Source organism: Phycisphaerae bacterium (genome assembly GCA_024102815.1).
Taxonomy (GTDB): domain Bacteria; phylum Planctomycetota; class Phycisphaerae; order UBA1845; family UBA1845; genus JAGFJJ01.
Genome location: JAGFJJ010000015.1, coordinates 17,040 through 40,499, shown reverse-complemented (window position 1 = coordinate 40,499; position 23,460 = coordinate 17,040). Strand labels below are relative to the sequence as shown.

Below are 23,460 nucleotides of genomic sequence, written 5' to 3'. Positions count from 1 at the left end.
ACTAGGTAAGCTTGTCGATCGTAGAATCGGAAGAAACCCGGGCGGTCACGTAGTTTGCCCGGGATTGCAACAATCCGGGGCAGAAGGCAAGACACGGAATCGGCGATGGATAGGCGAAACAAGGAGGATCTGCTTCTTGCCTGGCACCTGAAGAGTGCCACCGATGAGGAGCGCCAATGGGTGGAAGCCGAACTTTTGCGCGATCCGGAATTTCGGGCGCGAAGCGATCGCATCCGGGAGATTCTCCGACCTCTCGATCACTGGTCCATTCCTACGCCTCCTGCGGGTCTGCCGGAGCGAATCCTTGCTCGAATCGAATCTTCGCGCGGCCAGACGCAGCATTGGCAGTCCACCCAGACACCAGATGCTCCAGCCACGACGGGCGAACGTGCTCGCATCCTGCGCTTCCCGGCCATGCGGGAATGGGTCGCTGTCGCCGCCTGCATCACCATCCTGGTGGGAATCGTGGTTCCGGCCATTTCTCTCACGCGCGACCGAGCCCGCGAGGCGCTTTGCGCCGCGAATCTCGGTTCGGTATTCCAGGGGCTGGCACTCTATCGCTCTGCGTTTGACGGGGCGTTGCCCTACGCCGGCGGCGGTGCGGCTACGGCATGGCTGCCCGCTGGCCCGCAAGACGCCCCCTACGCCTCCAACAGTCGACATGCGTTCCTGTTGGCCAAGTTGAATTTTGGCCCCACCACGGAGGACTTCGTCTGTCCTTCGCGGGGCAGCGACTTTCCCATGCCACGGTCCGAAGTTGCGGATCGAGGTGACTTCACCTCGGCACGAAATATCAGCTACGCCACCCTGGGTCTTTCCGGCCGGAACCCCATGTTGCGACCGGCCGCGCAGGTCATCTACGCAAGTGACGTGAATCCCCTGTTTGTCGGCGGGCGCTTCAACGCGGGAATCGACCCGCAGTCCAACTCCCCTGCGCATCGCGGGAGGGGGCAGAACGTCCTGGCGCTGGACGGCAGCGTAGAGCATCGATCCACACCGGAATACGGCCCGCGGAACGACAACATCTGGCTGGCCGGCAATCTGCGTCGGTACCGGGGTGTCGAAGCTCCCGCCGACGAAAGTGACTCCTTCCTGATTCAGGGATTCCCCATCACGGACTTGACCGATTCTGACCAGCGGTCCCGGTAGATTGCATCGGGCAGCCTGTCCGGCCGGCGTTGCTCCATAGGCAGGACAATTCAAAGACAGTAGGATGACAGCGGTGACAGGTTCACCCTTGCGCGGTGTTTTCGCCCGGCGTTTGAGGATGCCAGAGAAACCGGAGAATCTCCATGGCCCGATGGATCGCGGGACTTGCCGGCTGTCTATTGCTGCTGAATTCGGGATGCGACGCGTTGATCGGCATTCTCGAGCCGAACAACATTTCGGTCACGCTGGTCAACTCGACATCGTTCGACGTGGATGTCGAGCTCTATTACTCGGATGTGCAGGAGATTCCCGAACTCCTCCTCACCACGGTCGGCACCAAGATGGAACTGACGCTCGCCCCGGGGGATCGAATTTCCTTCTCTCGCGATTGTGACGAGCTCCAGGCATTGATTATCGACCGGGCGGAATTGCAGACGATCGGCGGCGGCGACGACCAAACCGGCGTGCTTCGCGACGGGGACGAATTCGATTGCGGCGATCGGATCACGTTTACGTTTCGCAGCATTCTTCTGACCGACCTGCGTATCGAAACAAATGTCTCCGTTGTGCCATTTTAGGCGACGCTACCATGGCGAAATCGAAGGCGGCGCTGAAAACAGGCCAAACCGTTCGCGACCCATCCCGCACGGGCAAACCAGTGCGTCGCCGAGAAGACGCAGGGCAGGCGCGCAATGTGTCCGTTCACGTTCGGTCGCTTGTCGCGGACGACTGGGCCGAGGTCGAACGGCTGTTTGGTCCGCGCGGGGCTTGCGGCGGATGCTGGTGCATGTATTGGCGGCTGCCGCGCGGCGGCAAGCTCTGGGACGAGAACAAGGGCGAGCCGAATCGGCGGGCCTTCGAGAAACTGGTTCGAGGCGGCGGCGTGTACGGTTGCCTGGCGTTTGTCGGCGAGAAACCGGTCGGCTGGTGCTGCGTCGGCCCTCGGAGGGATTTCCCGCGCCTGGAGCGCAGCCGGGTGCTCGAAACCGACTGGTCCGCGGGGACGTGGTCGGTGGTGTGCTTTTACATTGCGGCTGGATACCGGCATCGCGGTGTCGGCTCGAAATTGCTGCGGGGAGCGATTGCGGTGGCCAAGGCACACGGCGCACGCGAGATCGAGGGCTATCCGGTTCGTCCGAAGCACGGGTCGGGCGCCGAGATTCCCGCGGCGTTCGCGTGGACCGGCGTTGAGGCGATGTTCGAATCCCAAGGCTTCACGCCACTGAAAGGATCCTCCGATTCCCGCGCCGTGTATCGAAAGCGGTTCCGTACGCCCGCCAAGCGTTGACGCCCCGTTCGCCGACCGGTAGTTTCTGGCACACGCGAGAATTGGCCGCGACGCATCGCGCTGCGAATCAGGATCCCACCGAAGTCATGCGATACCCCAGGATAACCAATCGACATCGGGCATGGATGGCTGTGGCAGGTTTTGCACTCGTGTTGCCGCCGCTGGGCTGCAAGGACCGAGAGCCTCCGCCACCGGTCTACCGCGACCTGGCCACAACGGACAGCGAGTTGCTCCTCCCCACGAGCGGGGCCTGGAAGTCGCAGTCTATCCAGAGCGGTCAGGCGGAGTGGGTTCCGTTCCGCGAACCGAATGCTGAAGCCCCGCCGGAGGAAACGCCGGCGGACAGCGACGCGCAAGCTGATCAGGGCGAGGGTGAGAACGCGGCAATCGAGGGGGAAATTCGCGACTTGATTGCCGAATACAATAACGTCTCCAAGGAACGCAATCTCGACGAGCTGCTCGAATACCACGTGGAGGAGCAGCGTCCGGCCATGAGGGCGGTGCTGGAGCTCTCCTACGGCTTCCTCGATAAACTGCACCAGCTTGCCGACATTCTTCGGGAGAAGCTGCCCGACGAAGTATCGCGCATCAATAGCGTATTTGCCGATCTGGATCAGATGGCCGATGAGAGTCTGAAGGTAACCGCGCTGGACGTAAAGGGGCCAGAGGAAGTTGTTGGCAACCTCCCCCCCGGCGGTCTAACTTCCGAGGTACGTTTCGTTCTCGTGGATGGGGATTGGTATGTGGATTATCCGGGGATGCCCACGGAAGATCAGATCCGTGGTATGATGCAGCTCGCCATGGGGCCCTTCGACACCGCATTGCAGGGGTTGTCATCGGGACAAGTCCCCGCCGATCAGGTCCTGAACATGCTCGAGCAGCAGATGCAGATGATGAAGCAGATGCAGGGGTCGGCCGCAGATGAGGCGCCGGCGGATCAGGATGATTCCGGCGGATGACCGGCCCACCTATCGCAGCACGAATTCGGCACGCGACCTTCGATTGAGCGTCAACTCAACCGAGCCTCGGGGTACTCGGCATGTCCGTACGTCTGGCCGTCCACAGCCGAGAGGAAGCCCGTCTCTACCTGGCGGTGACGCCGTGCGCCCGATGCAATCAGGGCCCGCACGAAGTTGTCGAGTTGGAGCCGCCCCCGCCGCTTTCGGAAGGGGATGAGTTCGACCTCTACCTGATCTGTGCCCATTGCGGCGCGGATCGGCGGGAAGTGTTTGTGCTCCGCAGCGGCCCGGGAACGGCCGCTACGGCGGATTCTCCGACCTCGATCAATCCCAGCGACGAACCCTCAAATGTCATTGACGCCCCCGGCTGGCTCACGCTCTATGGCGTGTACATCGATGCTTCGGCGGCGGAGACCATGGCCAGAAGACGGCGCAGCCTGCTGATTCGGGCGGGCGAGTGTCTTGCCGAAGCGCTGAAGTTCTACGGCGACGGCGAGCAACCGCCGGCGGCGGCGGCGTTTGACACCCGCTCCCGGCAGGCCATGGAACGGAACCCTGCCGCGTTTGCTCGGCGACGGCTGATCGAACTCCGGGCAAAGCTGCCGCACGCCATGGGCGATGGGCGGGGTTCGTAGCCCTTGACCTCCCATGCGAAGATCACGAATTGGAATCCGTAACCTTGGCGCTGTGCAGGAACTCCTGAATCTTGGGCTCCCATTTGGCCATCGTAGCCTGATCGCCCACGATGCGGACGAAGTGCGGGCCCTTGGGATGGTCGATGATGGCGACGATCATCCGCTGATTCGGCAGGCCGCCGTGCGGATCGTTCGGGCTGCCTCCCATGCTTGACGCCACGGAACCGTTCAGCTCTACGACCTTCAGCCGGACCATCCCGAGTGTCTCTTCCTGGATCTTGGCGTCCGAGACGGTCGAGGGCTGGCCGTTGGGCTGCCTCACCTGCCGGACCCAGCGGGCGATGTTGGCGTCATCCATGCCCTTCATGTTGGGGAAATGCGTAATGCGAACTTCGGGATCAGATTGGTCGCCCTCGACATGGGGGATTTCGTAGAGCGCCACCGGGCCCATCGGACGGTTCCCGGCGACCGGCTTCGACTTCCAACCGGCGGGAACGGTAAGCGTCAGGCCATCCAGTTTCAGCGTTTCGGGCTTGTCCGCCGACTCTCGGTCTTTGGACTTGTCCTTGTCTGCCGAATTCGCCTCGGACTTGCCATGACCGGCCGGTGCCTGTGCGAATGCGCCGTTGATCAGAACAACCGTCGTCAGAAGAATCGACGCCGCGGAGACCATCTTCTTGCATCCCGTGCTGAATCCCGGGAGTGTCCCGTTTACTTGGATCATGCCGTATCTCCTATCGATCTCGCTTGAGTAGTTGCGCCTGCGACGCAGACCGCGGGCAACGAAAATGGGGTTGGCCCCGATGGAAGCTCGCGATCCTAACGCATTGCGGCGGGACTCGCCAACAGGCCCCGCGCGGGCCCTGTCATGTTAATCCCACGTTACACGGTCGCGGGCTGACGCACGGCTCGCAGATTCGTTGCGACCTCTTCGCAGCGGTCTATACTGTAGAGGGATTCCCTGTAGTGAGATTCCATGGCGCCCAAACGCGACTATTACGAAGTACTCGGCGTACCGAAATCCGCCTCCAAGGAAGCGATCAAGCGGTCCTATCGCGAGCTCGCCAAGAAGTATCATCCCGATCGTAACCCGAACGATCCGTCGGCTGAAGAGAAGTTCAAAGAGGTCCAGCAGGCCTACAGCGTGCTCAGCGACGCGAAGAAACGCGAGGAGTACGACCGCTTCGGCGAAGTCGGTGTGGGCCAGTGGCAGACCAAGCCCGGCGGCCAACGCGTGTACCAGTGGGGCCCCGGGCATGAGGTCCGCCAGGAGGACTTAGAGGATCTGTTTTCCGCAATTGGCGGCACGGGATCGGGTCCGTCGAGCATCTTCGAAGAGCTCTTCGGGACCCGACGGCGCGGAGGCCGCACACGGACCCGCATTCGCCGGCCTGCACCGCGCGGGCCCGACATCGAACAGGGCGTCACGTTGACGTTCGATCAAGCCGTGCACGGCGCCACCCTGACACTACGGCTCCAAAGGCCGGACAACGGTCGCGCGGAGACAATTGACGTACGCGTTCCGGCGGGCGTTGAGGACGGCCAGAAGATACGAGTACGCGGGCACGGAGGATCATCCGGGGGAGAATCCGGCGACCTGATGCTGGTTTGCCATGTTCAGCCGCATCCGTTTTTCGACCGGCGAGGCACAGATATCCACCTGGAAACGCCAATCTCGTTCGCGGAGGCGGCGCTGGGCGCCAAGATCGAAGTTCCCACCATCGACGGGCCGACGACGGTGACCATTCCGCCCGGCACCTCCGGCGGAACGAAGCTGCGACTCAAAGGGAGAGGCGTCCCAAGGAAGACGGGCGAGCGTGGTGATCAGTACCTCTCGATTCGTATCGTCGCACCGTCCTCTTCGGATCCCGAGATCCGGAAGCTCATGCAGAAACTGAAAGAACATGACCGATCCGATCCGAGAGCGGGGAAGGGGTGGAAGTAACGTGGCGGTGGGTCTGGAAGCGGCCGAGCCCGCAGAACAGTGGCGGGCCCGATTCGGCCTGCTCTTCCTGGTTCTCGGCGTCGGCCTGCTCGTCATCGCCTGGGCAAGCTGGGCATACCGCATTTCGGATCGGGACGAGACCGAAATCGTGGCCGGGCAGCCGTCCATTCCGTCGGAGCCCTCGCCGCGCCAAGTCACCACGATTCAGGCGGCCCAATGGCTCCTCATGTGGTCGGCCTTGCTGCTATTGGCCGTCATTGTGGGAACCTACGCGGTCGTCCGGGGGGCCCGGCGTTTTCGGCAATTGGCGGATCACAAACGGGCTCCGCCCACGCCGCTGGAGGACATCTGGTCGCAGCACAGGGCGCCGAGATTGGACGACGAGGACGAGACCTAATCTGCTTGGCGGGGAGTGTTGTCCGATTGAATCCAGCAGGCAAGACAGCCTTGGTAACCGGATCCGGACGCCGCGTCGGCAGGGCCATCGCATTGGAACTGGCGCGATCCGGCTGCGATGTGCTCGTTCATTATCATCGCTCAGCGAGCGAGGCGCAAGGGACAGCGGCTGATGTGCGGGCCTTGGGACGCCGCGCCGAAGCAGTTTGCGCGGACCTTTCCAAGCCCGACGAATGGGATCCGCTCGTCCACCAAGCCGTCGGACTCACCGGCCGGCTCGATGTTCTGGTCAACAACGCCAGCATCTTTCCTACGGATTTCCCTGACACACTTGAATCGATGAACGTCGGCTTCTGGGAGCAGATGCTTCGCGTGAATCTGCTTGCACCCGTCGGACTGGTCCGAGCAGCCGTACCGCACCTCAAGGCCTCCGGTGGCGGTGTTGTCATCAACCTCCTGGACATCAGCACGGCCAAACCCTGGTCGAATCATCTGGCCTATTGCGTATCCAAGGGCGGCTTGGAGACGGCCACCCGGGCCCTGGCGCGGGCGCTGGCTCCGGATGTACGAGTCAATGGGATCGCACCTGGCATTGCCGTTTTTCCAGAAAGCTATGGTGCCGACCTCCGCGAGCGGCTTGCCGCGCGGGTCCCGATCGGCCGGACGGGGACGCCCGAGGACATCTCCCGGGCGGCACGGTTTCTCGTGGAAAGCGGGGACTTTGTCACCGGGCAGGTCCTTCGGATTGACGGGGGGCGATCCGTGGCCTAAGAATTCACGCGGGATGCCCACCCCGGGCCGGGCGGAATCCGCGACTGCTGATCCATCAGACCTTGGCGCCCGAAGTCGCACACCGCGGCGTTAGAAGCCGCGTACGGCTCACCATTCAACCCTGAGAGGTTGGGTATTGAAGGAAGATTCATCCAGCCTGGAAGCCCTTGCCTCCGCCACCAGCGGTGAGCCGGAACCCGCGAAGCCGGCGGACGCTCCCGACGGCAACGGGGCGGTGGGCGAGGCTACGGCGGCTGGTTTGCGGCCCGATTCGCGGATTGACCGCTACTTTCGGGCGATGACCAAGCACAAGGCGTCGGACCTTCACCTCAAAGCGGAGACCCCCGCCAAATTCCGTATCCAAGGCGTGATACGAAACGTCGACGCCAAGTCCCTCGCCAGCGCGGATATCGAATCATTGGTCTTTGAGATCATGGACGAGGCGCAAGTCGAGCTGTTCAGAAAGAAAGGCTCCCTGGATTTTGCCTACCAGCTTACCGGTGGCGATCGCTTCCGGATTAACATCTTCCGGCAGCGGGGGAAGACGTCACTGGCCGCCCGCCGGGTCCCCAAGGACATCCTCAGCGTGAAGGAGTTGAACCTCCCGGAGTCGCTGCTCGAGCTGGCCCAGCTTCACCAGGGGCTGATTTTGTTCGCCGGAATCACGGGCAGCGGCAAAAGCACGAGCATCGCGGCCATCATCGAGCAGATCAACCGGACCCGGGCCTGCCACATCATGACCATCGAGGATCCCATCGAGTTCCTCTACAACGACAAGAAGGCATTCGTGAACCAACGCGAGGTCGGGCTGGACGTTCCGGATTTCCATGACGCCCTCAAAGACATGATGCGGGAGGACCCCGACGTCATTCTGATCGGCGAAATGCGGGACGAGGAAACCGTGGGAGCGGCTTTGGCCGCGGCGGAAACCGGCCACCTGGTCATGGGAACGATTCACTCCTCCAGTACCGGTGCGACCATCAGCCGCATTCTGGACCTGTTTCCCGAGGAGTCCCGTTCCCAGGTCCGCACATCGCTGGTGTTCAACCTCCAGGCGATCGTGTGCCTGAAGCTGCTGCCCGGCTTGCGTGCGGACATCCCGCGCGTACCCTGCTGTGAAATCATGCTGATGAACGGTACGATCCGCAAGCTGATCGCGGAGGAGCGGGAGAACGAAATTGGCGCCGTGATCCGCAACTCGTACCATGAAGGTATGATCGACTTTACGGAGTCGTTGCGTCGCCTGACGGAGGCCGAGTTGATTTCGGCCAAGACGGCGTACACCGCCGCTCCCAACCCGGACGAACTGAAGATGCGCTTCAAGGGCATCTCGGTGATCGGGGGAGGCATTATCGGCTAGGCGCGGCCGATGGCGCGCTTTCCTGCCAGCGCCACGAAGATATAAAGGCCCTGACCACGCCATGCACATGAATCACCTTGCGACACTGGCTGCCGTCGATACGACCATCTACGTCAACCCCATCAAGATCGCCATCGTCATGATCCTGGTGGTTCTCTGGGGCATGGCGGTGCAGTGGGTGGATCGTGACACCGACGTGGTCAAGACGCGTCGCGAACACTGGAACCTGATTGTCATCTCCGGCGGTTTCGTGGGGTTCATCGTGCTCCTCGTACCGCCCTGGCGAGGATGGCTGTTTCTTGGTGGGCTGTTCTCCTGGCTGCTGATCGCCGGGGGGGCGCTCATGGCGTATGTCATCCACCGCAACGGCCGTGTAGTGCCGGCGGCGCGCGTGCTGACTGCGGCGCACGTCAAGCGGCTCATGGGCGGTGAGCGGAAGAAGGCGGCGGCCAGCACGAAGGGCATGCGCATCCAGATTTCCGACAGCAGCGGGAAATTCGTGGGAATGCCGGAAGACGCCGAGACCGGTGCCGTCTTCGACAAGGTGCAGGACCTTCTTTACGAAGTGCTCTGGCGCCGGGCGTCGATGGTCGATCTCATCCCCGGCAAGGAAAAATATCGGCTGGTCTACAAGGTGGACGGGGTCGTCTCCGAAAAGCCGGACGGCATACCGTCGGGCGACGCGGAGCAGATCATTCGTTACCTGAAGCAAATTGCGGGACTGAACGCCGAGGAGATCCGCAGGCCGCAGAGCGGCACGATCGAGGCTGCGCTGTTGAGCCACGAAGGGGACGTGGGCAAGACGGAGGTGAAGACGTCGGGCACCACCGTCGGAGAGCGAATGCAGCTGCGCGTCCAGTCGCACGAGAAGCTTCTTCGCCTTCACGAACTGGGTCTGGCGGCTGCTCGGCTGGAGTCCATTCGGAAGGACATACTGGCCAAGCCGACGGGTTTGTTCATCGTCGCTGCGCCGCCGGAACATGGCATGACCATGACGCAGTACGCCGTGCTCCGCAGCCACGACGCCTACATGCACAATATCCACACGCTCGAACGACGTCCCCTGCTCGAATTGGACAATATCACGCAACAGAGATTCGACGGGGCGAATACCGACGTGAACTACGCCCGCATGCTCCAGACGATCCTCCGTCGCGAACCGGACATCATCCTGGTGGGCGAATGCGAGGACCGGGAGACGGCCATGCTCGCCGCGCGGGCCGCCGCGGAAGATCGCAAGGTCTACATGGGCCTGTCCGCCAAGGACACGGGCGACGCCTTGGAGAAGCTCATCAAGTTCGTGGAGAACCCGGGTCTGGTGGCCAAGGCACTGAAGGGTGTAATCGCCGAGCGTCTGGTTCGTACGCTCTGCACGGAATGCCGGGAAGCATTCCAGCCCGACGAGGCGACGCTGAAGAAGCTCAACCTGCCCGCGGAGAAAATCGAGCGCTTCTACCGCCCTCCCACGGAGCCCAAGGTCGATCGAAAGGGCGTCGAGATCGTCTGCCAGAACTGCCAGGGGACGGGCTATCGCGGGCGGACCGGCATTTTCGAGTTGATGATCGTTGACGACGCCGTGGCAGGTCTCATCGCCCAGGGTGCACCGATCAATAAGATCAAGGCCCAGTGCCGCAAGAACAAGATGTACTACCTGCAGGAGGAAGGCCTGCTCAAGGTCATCGACGGCACAACGAGCATGAACGAAATCCTCCGCGTCCTGCGGAGCGCGGACAAGTAGAGCGGGTTCAGTCATGATTTTTTCAGCCATCATTGTCGTCCTGATCTTCGCCGTAACGCTGTTCCAGGCGAATCAGGGAATGTTCAGCGCGCTGCTGATGGCCGTATTCGCCATTTGCTCCGCGGCGCTCTCGCTGGGCACGTACGAGTGGGTCGCCCAGCATTGGGTGGCGCCCTATCTGCTGCCAGACTACGCCTACGCGATCTCGGCTGCGCTGCTCTTCGGAGTCCCGCTGAGCATCCTCCACACGGTTGCGGCGCAGCTCATCCGCCGCTCGCCGCTGCTGCTTGGCATGATCGATCGAATTGGTGGAGGTATCTGCGGGTTGGTCACCGGACTCATCGTGACAGGCATGCTCGCGTTCTGCCTCCAGAACCTGCCCTTTGACGGGTCGATCATCGGTTTCGAGCGCATTCCACTCCCCAGCAAGGAGAAAGCCGAGGGAGGGCCTGAACCGAAGCCTCCAGCAGTCACCGCCCAATCGGAAATCTGGTTAACGCCTGATCGATTTGCGGTCGGCGTCGGCGCGTTGATGTCCGCAGGTGTCTTCAGCGGCGATCGCTTGCTGGCGGTCGATGAGCCCGACCTCGTTACTGCGAGCGGGTGGGTCAATGCCGCGCATCGCGAGGTGTCCCGCTACGCCCCACCAGGGTCGATTTCCATTGTGCGCAACGAGCCCGTCTCGTTCGTCTACGACTACACGCCACCGCAGCGGGTAGGCCGCACGGAGGAACCCGCCAAGTTCGAAGCGAAGCCCCCGGAACCGGGTCACGAGTTCCACGCGATCCGCGTCCGCCTGTCGAATGAAGCCCGGGACCAGCGCAGGTCGCACGTTTTTACGCTTCGTCAGTTCCGCCTTGTCGGAACCGATACGAGTACGGACACGCCTGTGCAGTACTTCCCGATCGGCATTCAGCAGGAAGATGCGTCGCAGACAATGAATCGGCACATTCGCACGCGCCAGACGCGCTGGGGCATGTGGACGGTGGTCAACGATCCCATGGAACCCCGTAACGATGTTCCGAACGAGGTCGAGGTCCTATTCGAGGTTCCTGCAGGGTTCCGACCGACGTTTCTCGAATACAAGCGCGGGGCGCGGGCTCCGGTGTCTTTCTCCAAGGCTTCAAGCGGTCCCAAACCCGGAGTAGAAACGGCTCCTGAAGCGCCGACCGGTTCAGCCGCACCATCGGAGGGTGCCAGCTCCGCGGGCGACACCGGCACTCCGGAAGGTGATTCGCGTCGCCGCCGGCGCACAACGGATGCGAGCGAAAGCAGTACGACCGGTGGACGGGTGCGCGGCGCAACCGCGATCGAAGCCGCCGCGTTTTTCTCAGAGGATCTGCCGTTCCCCATCAAGTCCTACCGATCGGTCAAGGACCTTGATGTTTCCCGAGGAAAGCTGGTCCAGGGAGTCGTCTTCGGCGACGTAGCAGCGCAGGAATCGGGCAACGATCGGGAGATCAGCCGGTTCAACGTGCCGAGTGATAAGCGCCTGCTGCAATTGCCCACGGAGCGGCTGCGCGCCCGCAGCGGATTGGGGCGGGCTCTCGAATCAGTCACGTCCACCGTCCAGAACTTCACCGTCGAGGACGATCGAGGCAATCGTTACGAAATGGTCGGCAAGTATGCCATCGCCGATGTCAACGGAAAGCGGTACTTTGAGATTCAGTACTTCCCGGAAGTCCGAGGGTCGATTGGCGGTATCGGCCCGTTCCAGGAGATTCAGGACAGTCACCTGACCGGCGACTATCAGCTCGTATTGCTGTTCCTCGTCGATCCCGGCGTCAAGATCACGGCCTTCAGCACGGGAGGCTCGGCTTCGCGGCGAGAGGACCTCTCCGGCGAGAACATTGTCGCGCCCGAATAGTCCGGCCGGCCCTCTATACGAAGATTCGCCTGTTGTAGACCACCCATTCCAACAGGATGAGCAGCAGCAAACCGAGCAGCAAATACCGCCAAGCCGGGCGGTTGACGACGACCTCTGACGCGCTCGCTGACAGTCGCCCCGCTCCGATGGTCACGCTTGGCGCCGGGCTGATGTCACTCTCGATCTCGTTGAACAGATTAACTGCGAACTGATCGGCCCCGGGCAAACCCGGCTCCATCTGATAGATGCCGGCGCTGCGCGTCCGCGCATAATAGACCATTCCGTAGCTGCCCGCCGGAATCGGATCAATCGTCCTGTCCGGCCGGAGGATTCGCACCTCGTCCGTTCGAGGCGGCACGGGAAGACTCGCGGGCTGGCCTGGGCGCAGGCTGCGGTCGGCGGTGGCGACTAGCGCCCCGGAAAGCTGGCTGACGGCATTATACATGAAGACGACAAAGTCGGTCGTCGCCCCCCAGTAGGTGTTGTACACCGGCCGGCCCGTCTCATCTTCGGCGATCAGGCTGAACGCACTGATCAGGAACTGGCTGCCCTCGCGCGTGAAGTAGCTCAATACGGGGGTGGAGGGCCCCTCGATCAGATTCAGGGTCTCCGGCGGAAGCTTTAGGCGCGTCCACTCTCCCACCTCCAGCGAATCGACCGCTACGTGGCGCAGCATGGGATGCGTTTCATCCCAATTGAAAATATACTCATCGGTGACCTTGCCCTCAGCCCGTACGCCCTCAATAATCGGGATCCCGCCCCAGAAGAAGTAATTGCCGCGGGGCAAGCGCGCCGTGGAGTGTCGATCCATCACGACGAGATCAAAGCGGCTGCGATCACCATCGGCCAGCGTTTCCCCCGGCGCCGACTCGTATTCGTCCGGCGTCATCTCCGCAAAGCGGATATTGAGCACGCGCAAGGCGCGGGCGAGCATTTCGTTGCCGTCGTCGACCAACAGCACGGACGCGCGGCGCGGAGGATCGACCACCGCCCAGGCACGATCATCTACGGCCAGACCGTCATCCACGCGGAGCTGGACCTCAACGACGCCGCCCCCTTCGTACTCAAGATCGTCGAAAGCGACGACGGCGACACTGCGGTCCATTCCCTCGTCGGCGGTGGATTCTCCTACTCCCACCGACCCGTCCACCGTGCGGGCGGACTCCAACTGCAAGGACTTCACGTCCACGTTCTGACCGTCGATGTACAAGTCGGCGTCCACGGTAACCGACTTCGGGCCGAAGTTCTTCACGGAAGCGGCAACTTCGAGAATCTGCGGAGACTCATAGTTCCGCCGGGCGTTCATCGACATGATTCCCACGTTGTCCTGGCGCTCGGCGACGTTCGTCACACGCAACTTGGACAAGTCGAATTGCTGGAGCGTCACGTCGCCGGCGTCCTCGACGCGCCCGTCGGTGAAAAGGAACACCGTCGCGGGTGACTCCATCCGCTCCGGCGGAATGTCCGTCCCCGACTCCGTTCCTCCGATGATGATGTTCTGGGCATAGGCCTCCGCCAGGCTGATCGCCTCGCTCAGCCGCGTGCCGCTGTCGGTCTGCTCGATGGAGTCGATATGTCGCTTGAGTGCTGCGCGGTCGTTGTCGAACGGCGCCACAACGATGGCGCGATCGCAGAAGGCAATCACCATCGCCCGGCCGTTGCGACCGAGATTGTCGATGCAGCGCTTCGCCTGCTCCTTGGCGCGGTCCAGCCGCGTTCGTCCGTCCGATTCCATCACGTTCATCGACGCCGACTGGTCGACCAGGAGAATAAGCGTTTCGTCATGACGCTCGGCCGTCTGAAACATTGGCTGCCCCAGCGCCAGCGCCGCCAGGGCCAGCGCCAGCAACTGGAGAAAAAGCAGCAGACTCGCCCGCAGCCGCTGAAACGGCGCGTTGACGTGCAGGTCCTCGATCGCCTTCTTCCAGAGCAGCGTTGTAGGCACCAGCCGCGCCTGCCGACGCAGCTTGAGAAAGTACAGCGCAACCAACGGGGGCACCGTAAGACCGGCGGCGATGGCGATGGCCCAGGGGTTCAGAAAACTCACCGGATCAGCCCTCGCGTACGGAAGTACGAAAGCACGACCTGATCGAACGGCACCTTCGTCTCCGAGAACATGTATGTGATACCCCGCGCAGCACAATACTCGCGCAGCTCGCCACAGTACGCCTCGAGATTTCGCTTGTAGCGATTTAGCAGCGCCCGGGTGACGGTCACCTCGGCCTCGTCACCGTCCTCCACGTCGGTCAGCTTGAGATCGCCCACCAGCGGCGGATCGACCTCCTCCGGGCTGAGCACCTGCAAAGCGTAGATGTCGTATTTGCGAGCCAGCAGGAAGCGGAGACCTTCCTCGTATCCGCCCTTCTCGAAGAAATCGCTGACCAGCAGGACGATCCCCGGCCGAGGGTTTCGTATCGCGAATTGCCGACCCGCCGCAGCCAGTTGACTCGATCCCTCGTACTCGACGCGTTGGAGAAAATCGGCAACCTTGGCGATCATTCGCCGCCCGCGAATACCGCCCAATTCGTACATGAGACCCTCGGAGTACCCGTACAGGCTGACCCGGTCGAAGTTCACCAACCCGATATAGGCGACGGCCGCCGCAACTCGGCGGGCGTACAACCCCTTGTGTGGATCGCCCCAGTCCATGCTCCGCGACATGTCGAAGAGGATGCTGACGTGCAAATCCTCTTCCTCCAGAAACAGCTTGATGAACAGTCTTTCGAGGCGGGCGTAAATGTTCCAGTCGAGAAAACGCAGGTCGTCGCCGACGACATAGTTGCGGTGGTCGGCGAACTCCACGGACTGCCCGCGACGCTTGGTCAGCCGCTCCCCGCGCATCTTTCCCGCGAGAATCTTCCGGCTGACCAGGGCGAGCTGATCCAGCCGGGTGAGAAACTCAGGCGAAAGAAGCTCATGCTGTACCGTGCCGGGCATTGTCTTATCTTAGACGCTCACCAGACCCCACGCATTAGCGCGCCATCACGATTTCGCCGCCGCCAGCGCCCGCCCGGCGACAAATCCCGTCGACCACGCCCACTGGAAGTTGTACCCCCCGATTCGCCCGTCCACGTCGAGGATTTCCCCAACGAGATACAGACCCTGACATTTCCGCGATTCCATCATCGCCGGGCTGACCTCACTCAACGAGACACCGCCCGCCGTGACCTCCGCGTGTCCGTAGCCGCGAGTCCCCTGCATCGGCATGGGCCATTCCACCAGCCCGTGGACCAGGCGCCGCCGGTGTTCACGCGAAAGATGGGCCATCGGCGTGGTCCCGTCGAGCCCCAGCTGTCCCAGCAACGAATCGACGAATCGACCTGGCAGTATCGGCGCCAGCGCGTTCCGCAAATGGACGCGCGGCTGATCCCGCACGGTCGCGAGTAACATGCGCTCAGCCGACTCGAACGTATCGTCCGGCAGGTTGTTCACCGTCAGCCGCACGGCCGCGCTCTCCTCGACCGCGCGGTGCCAGATTCGGGACACGTTCATCGCGGCCGGTCCACTCACCCCAAAGTGGGTCCAAAGCATCGCCCCGCGGATGCGGACCGGCCTGCGCTCCCCAATGTGCGCCGTAATCTCCACCTCCTGCGATACGCCGGAAAGTCCGCCGTGGAAATCGCCCTCCAGGATAAGCGGTGCCAGCGCCGGCGTTGTCGGAACGATCGTGTGTCCAAGCCGCCGGGCGAGCTCCAGCCCCCACCCATCACTACCGGTCCTGGGCAATGAGAGTCCGCCCGTGCCAAGCACCACGCACGGCGTGCGAAATGTCTCATCAACAGTCGCAACGACGAACCCGTCCGGTTCACGTTGGACGTCGACCACACGCCGCTCGCACAGAACTTGCCCGCCCAACCGCTCGACTTCACCAAGCAACGCAGCCAGCACCGTTCTTGCAGAGTTGGAATCGGGGAACAGCTTGCCGTGCTCTTCCTCGTGGAGAGGGACGCCGAGTTCGGAGAAGAAGGCAGCCGCTCGCTCCGCAGGAAATTCCGCGAGGACCCGCCCGATGAACTTGGCGCTCCCGCCGAAAAAGTCACCCGGACCGACAACGCGGTTTGTGACGTTGCACCGCCCCCCGCCGCTGACCAGGATCTTCGCCCCCGGTTTTCGGGCACCCTCCAGCAAGACAATCCGCAGCGCAGAATTGGCCCGGGCGGCGAAGATCGCCGTCGCCAACCCGGCCGCCCCCGCACCGATGATGATGACGTTAGCCGGAGGAATCACATCGTGCCGCTCACTTTTGAAACCACTCAATGCCGGAAATGCCGCGTGCCGGTGAAGATCATGCTCGCGCCGCGTTCGTTGCACAGAGCGATGGTCTCATCGTCGCGTTTCGAGCCGCCGGGTTGAATCAGCGCCGTGACGCCCGCGTCGAGCAGAATTCGGGGGCCGTCGGCGAAGGGGAAGAATGCGTCGGACGCCGCCACGGAGCCGGCGAGGCGTCCGCTGTGGCTGTTCTCGTGGGCAAGCCACGTGGCGATGCGGCAGCTCATCACCCGCGACATCTGCCCCGCCCCGTTGCCCAGGAGCATTCCGTCACGACACAGGCCGACGGCGTTGCTGCGCGTTTGCTTGCAGACCAGCCAGGCGAGTCGGAGGTCGCGCCGCTCGGAGTCTGACGGCGGCCGCTTTGTAACGACTTTCCAGTCCACCTCATTCAGCCCGAGTTCGTCGCGCTCTTGCACGAGCATTCCGCCCGCGATGCACCGCAGGTCGAAAGAGCTGTGGGTGGATGTCGCATTCATGCCGCCCACGGACAGCAATCGGACCCTCTGTCCCCATGGCTTGGCTGAACGGATTTCCGCGACGGCTGCATCGTCAAAGCGCGGCGCGATCCATACTTCGACGAAGAATCCCCCGGCGCCCGCAGACTTGCCCCACCGTGCATAGGTGTCCATCACGCCAGCCGCGAAGGCCTCGTCAACATCGAAGCTACACGCCAGAACGCCGCCCATCGCTGCGTTGGGATCGCCAAGGTATGCCCGCTCATACGCATCGATCGCCCCCTCGGCCACGCCCGCGCCGCAGGCGTTGTTGTGCTTGATGAAGCAGCAAACCGCGCTCCCGCCAATGTTCTCCGCCTGGTTGAGGTCCCGGCAGAGTGACAGCGCCGCGTGTGCGTCGAGGTAGTTGTTGAACGACATGCCCTCGACCGCTGGGAGACCGGCGGCTTGTGCCGATTCAGTCCCAGCTTGGCGATACAAACCGCCGCGCTGGTGGGGATTCTCCGCGTAGCGAAGTTCAAGCGATTCACGGCGGAGATGCAGCGCGAGGCGGCTCGGCATGGGCTCCACGGACTGCTGCCGCTCCAGCCAGTGCATAACCGCGGCATCATAGCGCGACGTTTCCGCGAATGTCGCCGCCGCCGTATCGGGCGACGCCTCTGCCACGCCGCCGCCCCGGCGCAGCGCGTCGAGAAAGTGTGCGTAATCTTCCGGCCGACGCAGGATGGCCACGTGGCGATGATTCTTCGCTGCTGCCCGCAGAAGGCAAGGCCCACCGATATCAATCATCTCGATCGCCTCGGCGAATGTACAACCATCCCTTCCGACGGTCTTCTCAAAGGGGTACAGGTTGACCACAACCAGATCGATGGGCTTGATGCCCGCCGCGGCGAGTTGCTGCATGTGGGCGGGATTGTCCCGGTCGGCCAGAATCGCCCCATGAATCGCAGGGTGCAGCGTTTTTACCCGCCCGTCGAGCATCTCGGGCGATCCCGTGACGTCTTCGACGAGGGTCACGGGAATTGCATTCGTTCGGAGCAAGTCGGCCGTGCCTCCGGTGGAGACGAGCTCGACGCCGAATTCGCCGACCAGCACGCGGGCCAGATCTACGAGCCCCGTCTTGTCGTGCGCGCTAACCAGCGCCCGCTGAATGCGTTGACCGGCCATGTCCGCTCCCGGCGCCGCGGGCGCCTTCCGCGACGCAGATTAGCGATCTCGCCGACTTCGGAATGGATCCTCTGTTGGCGCTGCTTGCTCCGGTTTCTCCACGTCGGCTATCACAGGAGCCTCCACTGCGCCGACGGACGGCCGGTTGAGTTGTTGCCGGGCCTGGCGCGTGTCCGCCGGACGCAAGTAAGGTACGTCGCTGGATCGTGCACAGAGCAGCCGACCGTCTGCCGCCGCCATGTAGACAAAATCGTCAGCCACGTTACTCACTACCGTGTTTACGCCGCGAAGACTCGAAGAACCTTCCCGCTTGCCATCCTTTCGCCCAAGCGCGTCGAGCCGTGGACCCTCGCAAAACACGAATATGCGATCCCCCGAGCGGCCCACGACTGTCTGACTATCCTTGCGGCGCCAAAGCTCATGCCCGTTATCCACGTCCACGGCAGCCAATCCCTCGTCTCCCAACGATTGGAACACGACGCCGCCCGACGGCATGGGCGCGTCCAGAAGTGCTACGTTCGTGCGGTACCGCCAGATGGGCGCCCCGTTGTCCCGATCCAGCTTGTACAGGGACCGGTCCAGACTGGCGACATAAACTCCTTCGGCGTCGACGGCGGGATTGGCCACGACACTGTCTTCCGCCCGAAAGGCCCAGTTCAAGGACTTGTCCAACAACTGCATGGAAAAAACAAGTCCCCTCTTGGTCGCAACGATGAGAGAACCATCTCCGTAGAGGGCGGGTTTCGCCCGGACCGGGCCCGAGTCGAGTTCCCATCGGGGGACGAAGCCTCGCTTGCCCCCGCTCAGGATAAACGCATGCAGAAAACCGTCGGCGCCGCCCCCGACAAGCAGGCGTTCGACGCCGACGACAGACGTACTCGGCGCAAACGAGGGGCGTTCTGCGAGTATGGTCTGTCCGTTGTACCGGTCACGAACTTGGATGGACGTTGCCGTAACGAAAACTACCGGACCGGATCCTTGCGGGTTGAGAACGTGCACGGGCGGAAAGAGATACACATTGGGTTCCGCGACCTGCTCGACCCAGCGTACGATTCCAACGGCCGGATCCAGGGCAAACACCACCCCGTTGTCCGTGGCGACGTACAGGGCGTCATCGAGTCGCCAAGCAGAACGTACCGAGTCGCCGTCGGTAACGGGGAGTTGCAGATCCCAGTAGCGCTTGAGCCCAACGTCACGAAGCGCGTCGTCGGTGACCAGCGGCTGCGCCAGAACTCTCCCCACACAGGCCAGACTCACCAGCATGACGGCGAGCAACGTCCCACGCGCAACTCGTGCTGCTCGGTTAACGCTCATGTTCATTTTCATCACCCAAAGGAAGGTCACCCGCGATCCGGCCGTGCCGGCTCTCCCATTCGCGCATGTCAGCGATCAACTTCAAATGACTCTCGATCGTTCGCCGCATATCCTGCGAGGAGGGCACCGTATCAAACACATGCGCGCGTCCCTCGGCCCTCGCCCGCAGATCATATTCGAAATCGTCCCAGCTTCCCTCGTACAGCGTGTCCCGGATGCGCAAGAGCATGCGGTGCTCAAGTGTCAATGCCAACGACGCCTCTTCTCCGGACACGCTCAAGCTCACTCCGCCTAGTTCCCCTGCATGATCTCCCGGAAGTACAGACGCATGTGCTCCCACGACCGCGCATCGGCCTTGGCGTTGTATTGTGCACCCGGAATCGAGCCGTCCGCCGCTGGATTGGTAAAGCTGTGCATGGCGCCGCCGTAGTAGATCATCTGCCAGTCGACGCCTGCCTCGCGCAGGCCCTTCTGCGTCTCCAATACCTTCTCCTGCGATACGAAGGGATCATCCGCGCCGTGCAGGATCAGAAATTTCGCCTTGATCTGGTCGTAATCGCTCGACTTCGGCGCCGTGAGCCCTCCATGAAAGCTGACCACGCCGCGCACGGGAGCACCGCTGTATGCCAGTTCCAGAACCGTTGTTCCGCCGAAGCAGTATCCTATGGCCGCCATGCGATCCACATCGACGAACGGCAAATTGGCCAGCACGTCCAGCCCCGCCCGGGCCCGTGAACGGATCAGGGGGCTGCCGTACAGCTCTCCAGACCATTTCGCAGCCTGGTCACGCTGATCGGTAACCTTGCCTGCGCCGTACATGTCCGCGGCAAATGCGGCATAGCCGAGTTCGGCGAGCATCCGCGCTCGTCGCTTCGCATAGTCGTTCAGGCCCCACCACTCGTGGATAATGAGCACCCCGGGCAGCTTTCCCTTCGAGGGAAGCTCGCTGTCGTACGCGAGGTATCCCTTCAGCTTGACGCCCTCATGCTCGTACTCGATGTCCCTGGTCAAGATCTCGGCCGACACGTTTCCGCCAGCCACGATTCCCGCCAACGCCGGCAAGATCCACCAGCCGCTTCGCTTCCGCATCTCGCACCTCGGCTTTCCAAATCGCGCTTGCCGATACCGAAAGGCAGAAGATACCGGACTTGCGGTGCCATGACGAGCCCCGCGTTCCCAGTCCTTCAATCCGGGAAATTCGCTCCGACCCCATGGGTGCCAATCTTGGCATGATGCTTCGGGAATGATAACCTATCGATTGTGCCTTGGTTGTGACCCGAACGGCGTCCCGGCAGATCAGGAGGTTCGCCCGAATCACCCTGGCCACGTCGAGCAGCAGGAAACGGCCAATTCGTCGCAGACGGGTCAGGCACATCGCGTCGAGGGAGCGACACGAAGGGGGATTCCAATGAACGATACACCTGTTGAGCGCACCCCACGCCCGATGGAGAGCGGACGCGCTGCCCAACCAACCTCCGAAAATCATCTCGGAACCGGCGTGACGGGATCCGACGCCGGACAGGGCGTCGAATCGCCAGAGCAGCTTCGAAGAAAGCTCACCGAGGCACACTCCGCCTTTGCCATCGCCTTGATTCTCCTCGTGGCGGTCATCACCGGGGCGGCCATCGGTTACGCTGCGGTCGTCCGGCATTTTCAGGAGCGCATCGCGGAACAGCATGCTGCGGCCCAAGAGGCTGCAACCGAGGCGGACACACGATGGCAGTCGGCCCAGGCGGAGATCGAAGGACTGCGGATCGCCGCGGGCCGGATGGAGTCGGATTTCAAGAGCACCCAGCAGACACTCGAAGCGCTTCGGGATCGACTCGGGGAAATCGAAGACCGCTTTGCAGCCTACCGAGCCGAATCACAGTCGCAGATTCAATCACTGCGCGAGGAAAAGGCCGCGCTGGATGGGAGCGTGGCCGAACTCACAGGCAAGAACAAGTCGCTTGATGAGCGACTGAATGCCATGGGAATCAGCAACACGGCACTGAACGCCCAAGTAGCAAAACTGACGAGCGAAAACGCCTCTCTGCAGGGCGAACTGTTGACAGCAGACGAATCGATCAGCACGCTTCGCCAGGATCTTCAGACCGAAGTCGCGCTCAAGCAATCCATCAAGACCCGATTGGAGCAGGAGGTAGCCTCTCTCAACTTCCAGGTTCATCGTTTGCGCGGCAACCTGCTCATGGCGCACCAGCGCAACGATCGAGAGCAACGCGCCCTGCGGCGGCGCCTGGCCGCGGCCGAGGACCAGCGCAAGCATCTGCATCTGGAGCTTGAACAGGTGGACGCGGCCCTGAAGGAGCTTTACGGCAAGGCTGCAGGTATTTCCCAGTCACTCGCCGTGCTGCTTGAGGAATCGAGCAAGAGCGACGCCAACACTCCTGCGGTGGAGCTCACGCAAACCCACCCTGACAAGGACCACCACACGGAACCCGGCGGATCGTAATCGGCTTCAGCGGCCCACCGGCACCGTACAAGCCCAATCCGTGGAAATTCCGCCGTCACGAATTCCGGAATCCAGCTCGCTTCGTAACGACGTGCGGTCCGCTCTACGGATAGGTCGTCCAGCGGTCGACACCGCTGCCGGCATCATCCGACGGCGGCAGCACACCGACTCTCTCCAGCTCACGGATGACGGCTGCAGCGTAGCGCTCCGCGCCTTGGGGATTGGGGTGGGCGACCGAAGCATACAGGCAGGCTACAAGGTCCCCCAGAGCACCGGGATCAAAACAGGCCTCGGCCCGCAGATTCTGGAGCGGGTCTTCGGGAAACAGCAACAGGTCGAGTTCGATGTCGCCGAAAATATCCGTCTTTCCGGTCAGCCCCCAGAGGAGGGAATTGGGTGAGAAGACGGCATTTTCCTCGCCGAACTCGGGATCGGCGAAGGCAACCCGCGGCATGGCCAGCATCGCGTTGACACGATCAATCGCCGTTTGTATGCCCAAATTCGCATTCTCCGCAAAAACGGTCGAATTGTGCACGAGCTTCGCCAGGATCTCCTCCTTGCCGTCGACCGGCTGCCCTTGTGAGTCCGCCCACTGCTGGATGCCGAACAGATCGCTTTGCGGACCGACGATCTGGTAGTAGCCCGTCGCGACAATCTCGGCTTGCGGCACGCGCTGCGTAACTTCAGACAACAGCGTGCCAAATGCTCCATCGCAGTACTTGGCCGTCTGCGCCACAAGTTCGTCTTCGGCAATCTCCGTGTCCAGAATCGCGTCACCCACATCAACGATGCAACCGTCCATCAAGACTAGGTCCACGCGTTCCGGCTGCTCAATGAGTTCAACCTGAAGAGTGATCGATGTTTCGACCTTGGGAACTTCTCCAACACAATTGTACTCGCATACGCCGTCGGCTGCCGTTGGCAGAATCGGCGCCCCGGACTGCGCGTAGCGCTGAATAATGGCGCGCCGGCCGGTGCGTCGCTCGATCGTGGCGGCAACACGGGAGGAGATCTTGTCAGATTCGTGCAGACCGTTTCCCCACTGGATGGAATCACCGATCACGGCCATGTAATAGAAATCGCGTGCGAGCTGAACTTCCGCCGCGCCGAGGGCCGTTCCTCCCGCCGTCTCACTGGTGAAGAATTCCAGGCGAGAGAACGCGGTCAGAACATCCGTCGGCAGCAGGACGCCCACACGCTGCGAGCCCGGAGCGTCCCCCGGCGCCGACTCCCCCACCCAGAAAACGCCGATTTCGTTCTGCAAGCGCTCTCGAACGGCGTCATTGAAGGGCCGCGCCGTCTCCGCGAGTCCCTTCTCCGTCGTGCTCTGTGGCGGCTGCACACGCCGCAATACGCCGATGACACCCGTGTCTCGATCGACCAGCCGGACCCTCAGCGCATCACTGTCGACCATCGCCAGCAGAACGAAGAACCCCACGCCATCCAGTTTTCGCGCGGAATCGCCCGAAATCGCGAATTGATTGGCGGCCTTGTAGACCTTGTCGTGTCCGTAAATGGGCGGCTCGAGCAGATCCGTCCCCATAAGGAACACCCGGGAGTACGCCTTGGCGGCGTCATCCGCGGGCGTGCCGAGACCGCATCCACTTCCGGCGGCCGCAAGGGCAGCGACGCAAATCCCGAGGCTCACCGTCTTCATGGACTCCCCAAACGGCGTCATTCGCAAATACTCCA

21 protein-coding genes are annotated in these 23,460 nt (G+C 62.5%); 12 read left to right on the top strand and 9 right to left on the bottom strand.

Annotated features, from left to right (window positions below; all coding sequences use genetic code 11):
* Positions 1–105: 105 nt before the first annotated feature.
* The 5 genes from J5J06_05315 (at position 106) to J5J06_05295 (ending at position 4,031) form a co-directional block, all read left to right on the top strand.
* On the top strand, positions 106–1,149 hold the full coding sequence (locus J5J06_05315; GenBank protein ID MCO6436487.1) for a hypothetical protein: 1,044 nt from the start codon (positions 106–108) through the stop codon (positions 1,147–1,149).
* A 143-nt stretch (positions 1,150–1,292) separates the two neighbouring features.
* Positions 1,293–1,727 (top strand): hypothetical protein, encoded by a 435-nt coding sequence (locus J5J06_05310; protein ID MCO6436486.1) that lies wholly within the window; start codon positions 1,293–1,295, stop codon positions 1,725–1,727.
* Between the two features lie 11 nt (positions 1,728–1,738).
* Positions 1,739–2,437: a GNAT family N-acetyltransferase gene (locus J5J06_05305; GenBank protein ID MCO6436485.1), complete on the top strand. Its 699-nt coding sequence runs from the start codon at positions 1,739–1,741 to the stop codon at positions 2,435–2,437.
* 131 nt (positions 2,438–2,568) lie between these two features.
* The gene (locus tag J5J06_05300; protein ID MCO6436484.1) at positions 2,569–3,396 is read left to right on the top strand and encodes a hypothetical protein; all 828 of its coding nucleotides are present in this window, start codon (positions 2,569–2,571) and stop codon (positions 3,394–3,396) included.
* 80 nt (positions 3,397–3,476) lie between these two features.
* A complete protein-coding gene (locus J5J06_05295) occupies positions 3,477–4,031 on the top strand; it encodes a hypothetical protein (protein MCO6436483.1) in 555 nt (184 codons plus the stop codon).
* Positions 4,032–4,053: 22 nt separating this feature from the next.
* Here J5J06_05295 and J5J06_05290 read toward each other — a convergent pair whose 3' ends face one another.
* Positions 4,054–4,755: a hypothetical protein gene (locus J5J06_05290; protein MCO6436482.1), complete on the bottom strand. Its 702-nt coding sequence runs from the start codon at positions 4,753–4,755 to the stop codon at positions 4,054–4,056.
* A 252-nt stretch (positions 4,756–5,007) separates the two neighbouring features.
* Between J5J06_05290 and J5J06_05285 the strand changes: the two genes are divergently transcribed.
* From J5J06_05285 to J5J06_05260, 6 genes are all read left to right on the top strand, one after another.
* The gene (locus J5J06_05285) at positions 5,008–5,976 is read left to right on the top strand and encodes a J domain-containing protein (protein MCO6436481.1); all 969 of its coding nucleotides are present in this window, start codon (positions 5,008–5,010) and stop codon (positions 5,974–5,976) included.
* Positions 5,936–6,373 (top strand): hypothetical protein, encoded by a 438-nt coding sequence (locus J5J06_05280; protein MCO6436480.1) that lies wholly within the window; start codon positions 5,936–5,938, stop codon positions 6,371–6,373. Before J5J06_05285 ends, J5J06_05280 begins: the two co-directional genes overlap by 41 nt.
* 26 nt (positions 6,374–6,399) lie before the next feature.
* Entirely contained in the window at positions 6,400–7,143 is a 744-nt protein-coding gene (locus tag J5J06_05275) for an SDR family oxidoreductase (protein ID MCO6436479.1), read from the top strand.
* 298 nt (positions 7,144–7,441) lie between these two features.
* Positions 7,442–8,503: a PilT/PilU family type 4a pilus ATPase gene (locus J5J06_05270; GenBank protein ID MCO6436478.1), complete on the top strand. Its 1,062-nt coding sequence runs from the start codon at positions 7,442–7,444 to the stop codon at positions 8,501–8,503.
* Positions 8,504–8,564: 61 nt separating this feature from the next.
* The gene (gene tadA / locus J5J06_05265) at positions 8,565–10,241 is read left to right on the top strand and encodes a Flp pilus assembly complex ATPase component TadA (protein MCO6436477.1); all 1,677 of its coding nucleotides are present in this window, start codon (positions 8,565–8,567) and stop codon (positions 10,239–10,241) included.
* 13 nt (positions 10,242–10,254) lie between these two features.
* Positions 10,255–12,108 carry a CvpA family protein gene (locus tag J5J06_05260; protein ID MCO6436476.1) on the top strand — a complete coding sequence of 618 codons (1,854 nt, stop codon included), beginning with the start codon at positions 10,255–10,257 and terminating at the stop codon, positions 12,106–12,108.
* Between the two features lie 13 nt (positions 12,109–12,121).
* Here the strand turns inward: J5J06_05260 and J5J06_05255 are convergent, their stop codons facing one another.
* From J5J06_05255 to J5J06_05225, 7 genes are read right to left on the bottom strand one after another with little or no spacing between them, the layout of a single operon-like run.
* Positions 12,122–14,155, bottom strand: a complete 2,034-nt coding sequence (locus tag J5J06_05255) for a BatA and WFA domain-containing protein (protein MCO6436475.1) — start codon at positions 14,153–14,155, stop codon at positions 12,122–12,124.
* A complete protein-coding gene (locus J5J06_05250; GenBank protein MCO6436474.1) occupies positions 14,152–15,045 on the bottom strand; it encodes a DUF58 domain-containing protein in 894 nt (297 codons plus the stop codon). The genes J5J06_05255 and J5J06_05250 overlap by 4 nt, the downstream gene beginning before the upstream one ends.
* Positions 15,046–15,090: 45 nt before the next feature.
* Positions 15,091–16,335, bottom strand: a complete 1,245-nt coding sequence (locus tag J5J06_05245) for an NAD(P)/FAD-dependent oxidoreductase (protein ID MCO6436473.1) — start codon at positions 16,333–16,335, stop codon at positions 15,091–15,093.
* A gap of 26 nt (positions 16,336–16,361) precedes the next feature.
* Positions 16,362–18,002, bottom strand: coding sequence for a bifunctional phosphoribosylaminoimidazolecarboxamide formyltransferase/IMP cyclohydrolase (purH, locus tag J5J06_05240; protein ID MCO6436472.1), 1,641 nt, complete (start codon positions 18,000–18,002; stop codon positions 16,362–16,364).
* Positions 18,003–18,041: 39 nt separating this feature from the next.
* Positions 18,042–19,316 (bottom strand): PQQ-binding-like beta-propeller repeat protein, encoded by a 1,275-nt coding sequence (locus J5J06_05235; GenBank protein ID MCO6436471.1) that lies wholly within the window; start codon positions 19,314–19,316, stop codon positions 18,042–18,044.
* Positions 19,306–19,602, bottom strand: a complete 297-nt coding sequence (locus tag J5J06_05230) for a hypothetical protein (GenBank protein ID MCO6436470.1) — start codon at positions 19,600–19,602, stop codon at positions 19,306–19,308. Before J5J06_05230 ends, J5J06_05235 begins: the two co-directional genes overlap by 11 nt.
* A gap of 5 nt (positions 19,603–19,607) precedes the next feature.
* Complete coding sequence (locus J5J06_05225; protein ID MCO6436469.1) at positions 19,608–20,405, bottom strand: dienelactone hydrolase family protein; 798 nt, start codon at positions 20,403–20,405, stop codon at positions 19,608–19,610.
* A 409-nt stretch (positions 20,406–20,814) separates the two neighbouring features.
* Here J5J06_05225 and J5J06_05220 point away from each other — a divergent pair, with 409 nt between their 5' ends.
* Positions 20,815–21,768, top strand: a complete 954-nt coding sequence (locus J5J06_05220) for a hypothetical protein (GenBank protein MCO6436468.1) — start codon at positions 20,815–20,817, stop codon at positions 21,766–21,768.
* Between the two features lie 103 nt (positions 21,769–21,871).
* Here J5J06_05220 and J5J06_05215 read toward each other — a convergent pair whose 3' ends face one another.
* Positions 21,872–23,446: a hypothetical protein gene (locus J5J06_05215; GenBank protein MCO6436467.1), complete on the bottom strand. Its 1,575-nt coding sequence runs from the start codon at positions 23,444–23,446 to the stop codon at positions 21,872–21,874.
* Positions 23,447–23,460: the final 14 nt, after the last annotated feature.

Excerpts from the sequence above, each read along its gene's own strand:
- J5J06_05315 (MCO6436487.1), top strand. The coding sequence starts at position 106 with ATGGATAGGCGAAACAAGGAGGATCTGCTTCTTGCCTGGCACCTGAAG.
- J5J06_05310 (MCO6436486.1), top strand. The coding sequence starts at position 1,293 with ATGGCCCGATGGATCGCGGGACTTGCCGGCTGTCTATTGCTGCTGAAT.
- J5J06_05305 (MCO6436485.1), top strand. The coding sequence starts at position 1,739 with ATGGCGAAATCGAAGGCGGCGCTGAAAACAGGCCAAACCGTTCGCGAC.
- J5J06_05295 (MCO6436483.1), top strand. The coding sequence starts at position 3,477 with ATGTCCGTACGTCTGGCCGTCCACAGCCGAGAGGAAGCCCGTCTCTAC.
- J5J06_05290 (MCO6436482.1), bottom strand. The coding sequence starts at position 4,755 with ATGATCCAAGTAAACGGGACACTCCCGGGATTCAGCACGGGATGCAAG.
- J5J06_05285 (MCO6436481.1), top strand. The coding sequence starts at position 5,008 with ATGGCGCCCAAACGCGACTATTACGAAGTACTCGGCGTACCGAAATCC.
- J5J06_05280 (MCO6436480.1), top strand. The coding sequence starts at position 5,936 with ATGACCGATCCGATCCGAGAGCGGGGAAGGGGTGGAAGTAACGTGGCG.
- J5J06_05270 (MCO6436478.1), top strand. The coding sequence starts at position 7,442 with ATGACCAAGCACAAGGCGTCGGACCTTCACCTCAAAGCGGAGACCCCC.
- tadA (MCO6436477.1), top strand. The coding sequence starts at position 8,565 with ATGCACATGAATCACCTTGCGACACTGGCTGCCGTCGATACGACCATC.
- J5J06_05260 (MCO6436476.1), top strand. The coding sequence starts at position 10,255 with ATGATTTTTTCAGCCATCATTGTCGTCCTGATCTTCGCCGTAACGCTG.
- J5J06_05250 (MCO6436474.1), bottom strand. The coding sequence starts at position 15,045 with ATGCCCGGCACGGTACAGCATGAGCTTCTTTCGCCTGAGTTTCTCACC.
- purH (MCO6436472.1), bottom strand. The coding sequence starts at position 18,002 with ATGGCCGGTCAACGCATTCAGCGGGCGCTGGTTAGCGCGCACGACAAG.
- J5J06_05235 (MCO6436471.1), bottom strand. The coding sequence starts at position 19,316 with ATGAGCGTTAACCGAGCAGCACGAGTTGCGCGTGGGACGTTGCTCGCC.
- J5J06_05225 (MCO6436469.1), bottom strand. The coding sequence starts at position 20,405 with ATGCGGAAGCGAAGCGGCTGGTGGATCTTGCCGGCGTTGGCGGGAATC.
- J5J06_05215 (MCO6436467.1), bottom strand. The coding sequence starts at position 23,446 with ATGACGCCGTTTGGGGAGTCCATGAAGACGGTGAGCCTCGGGATTTGC.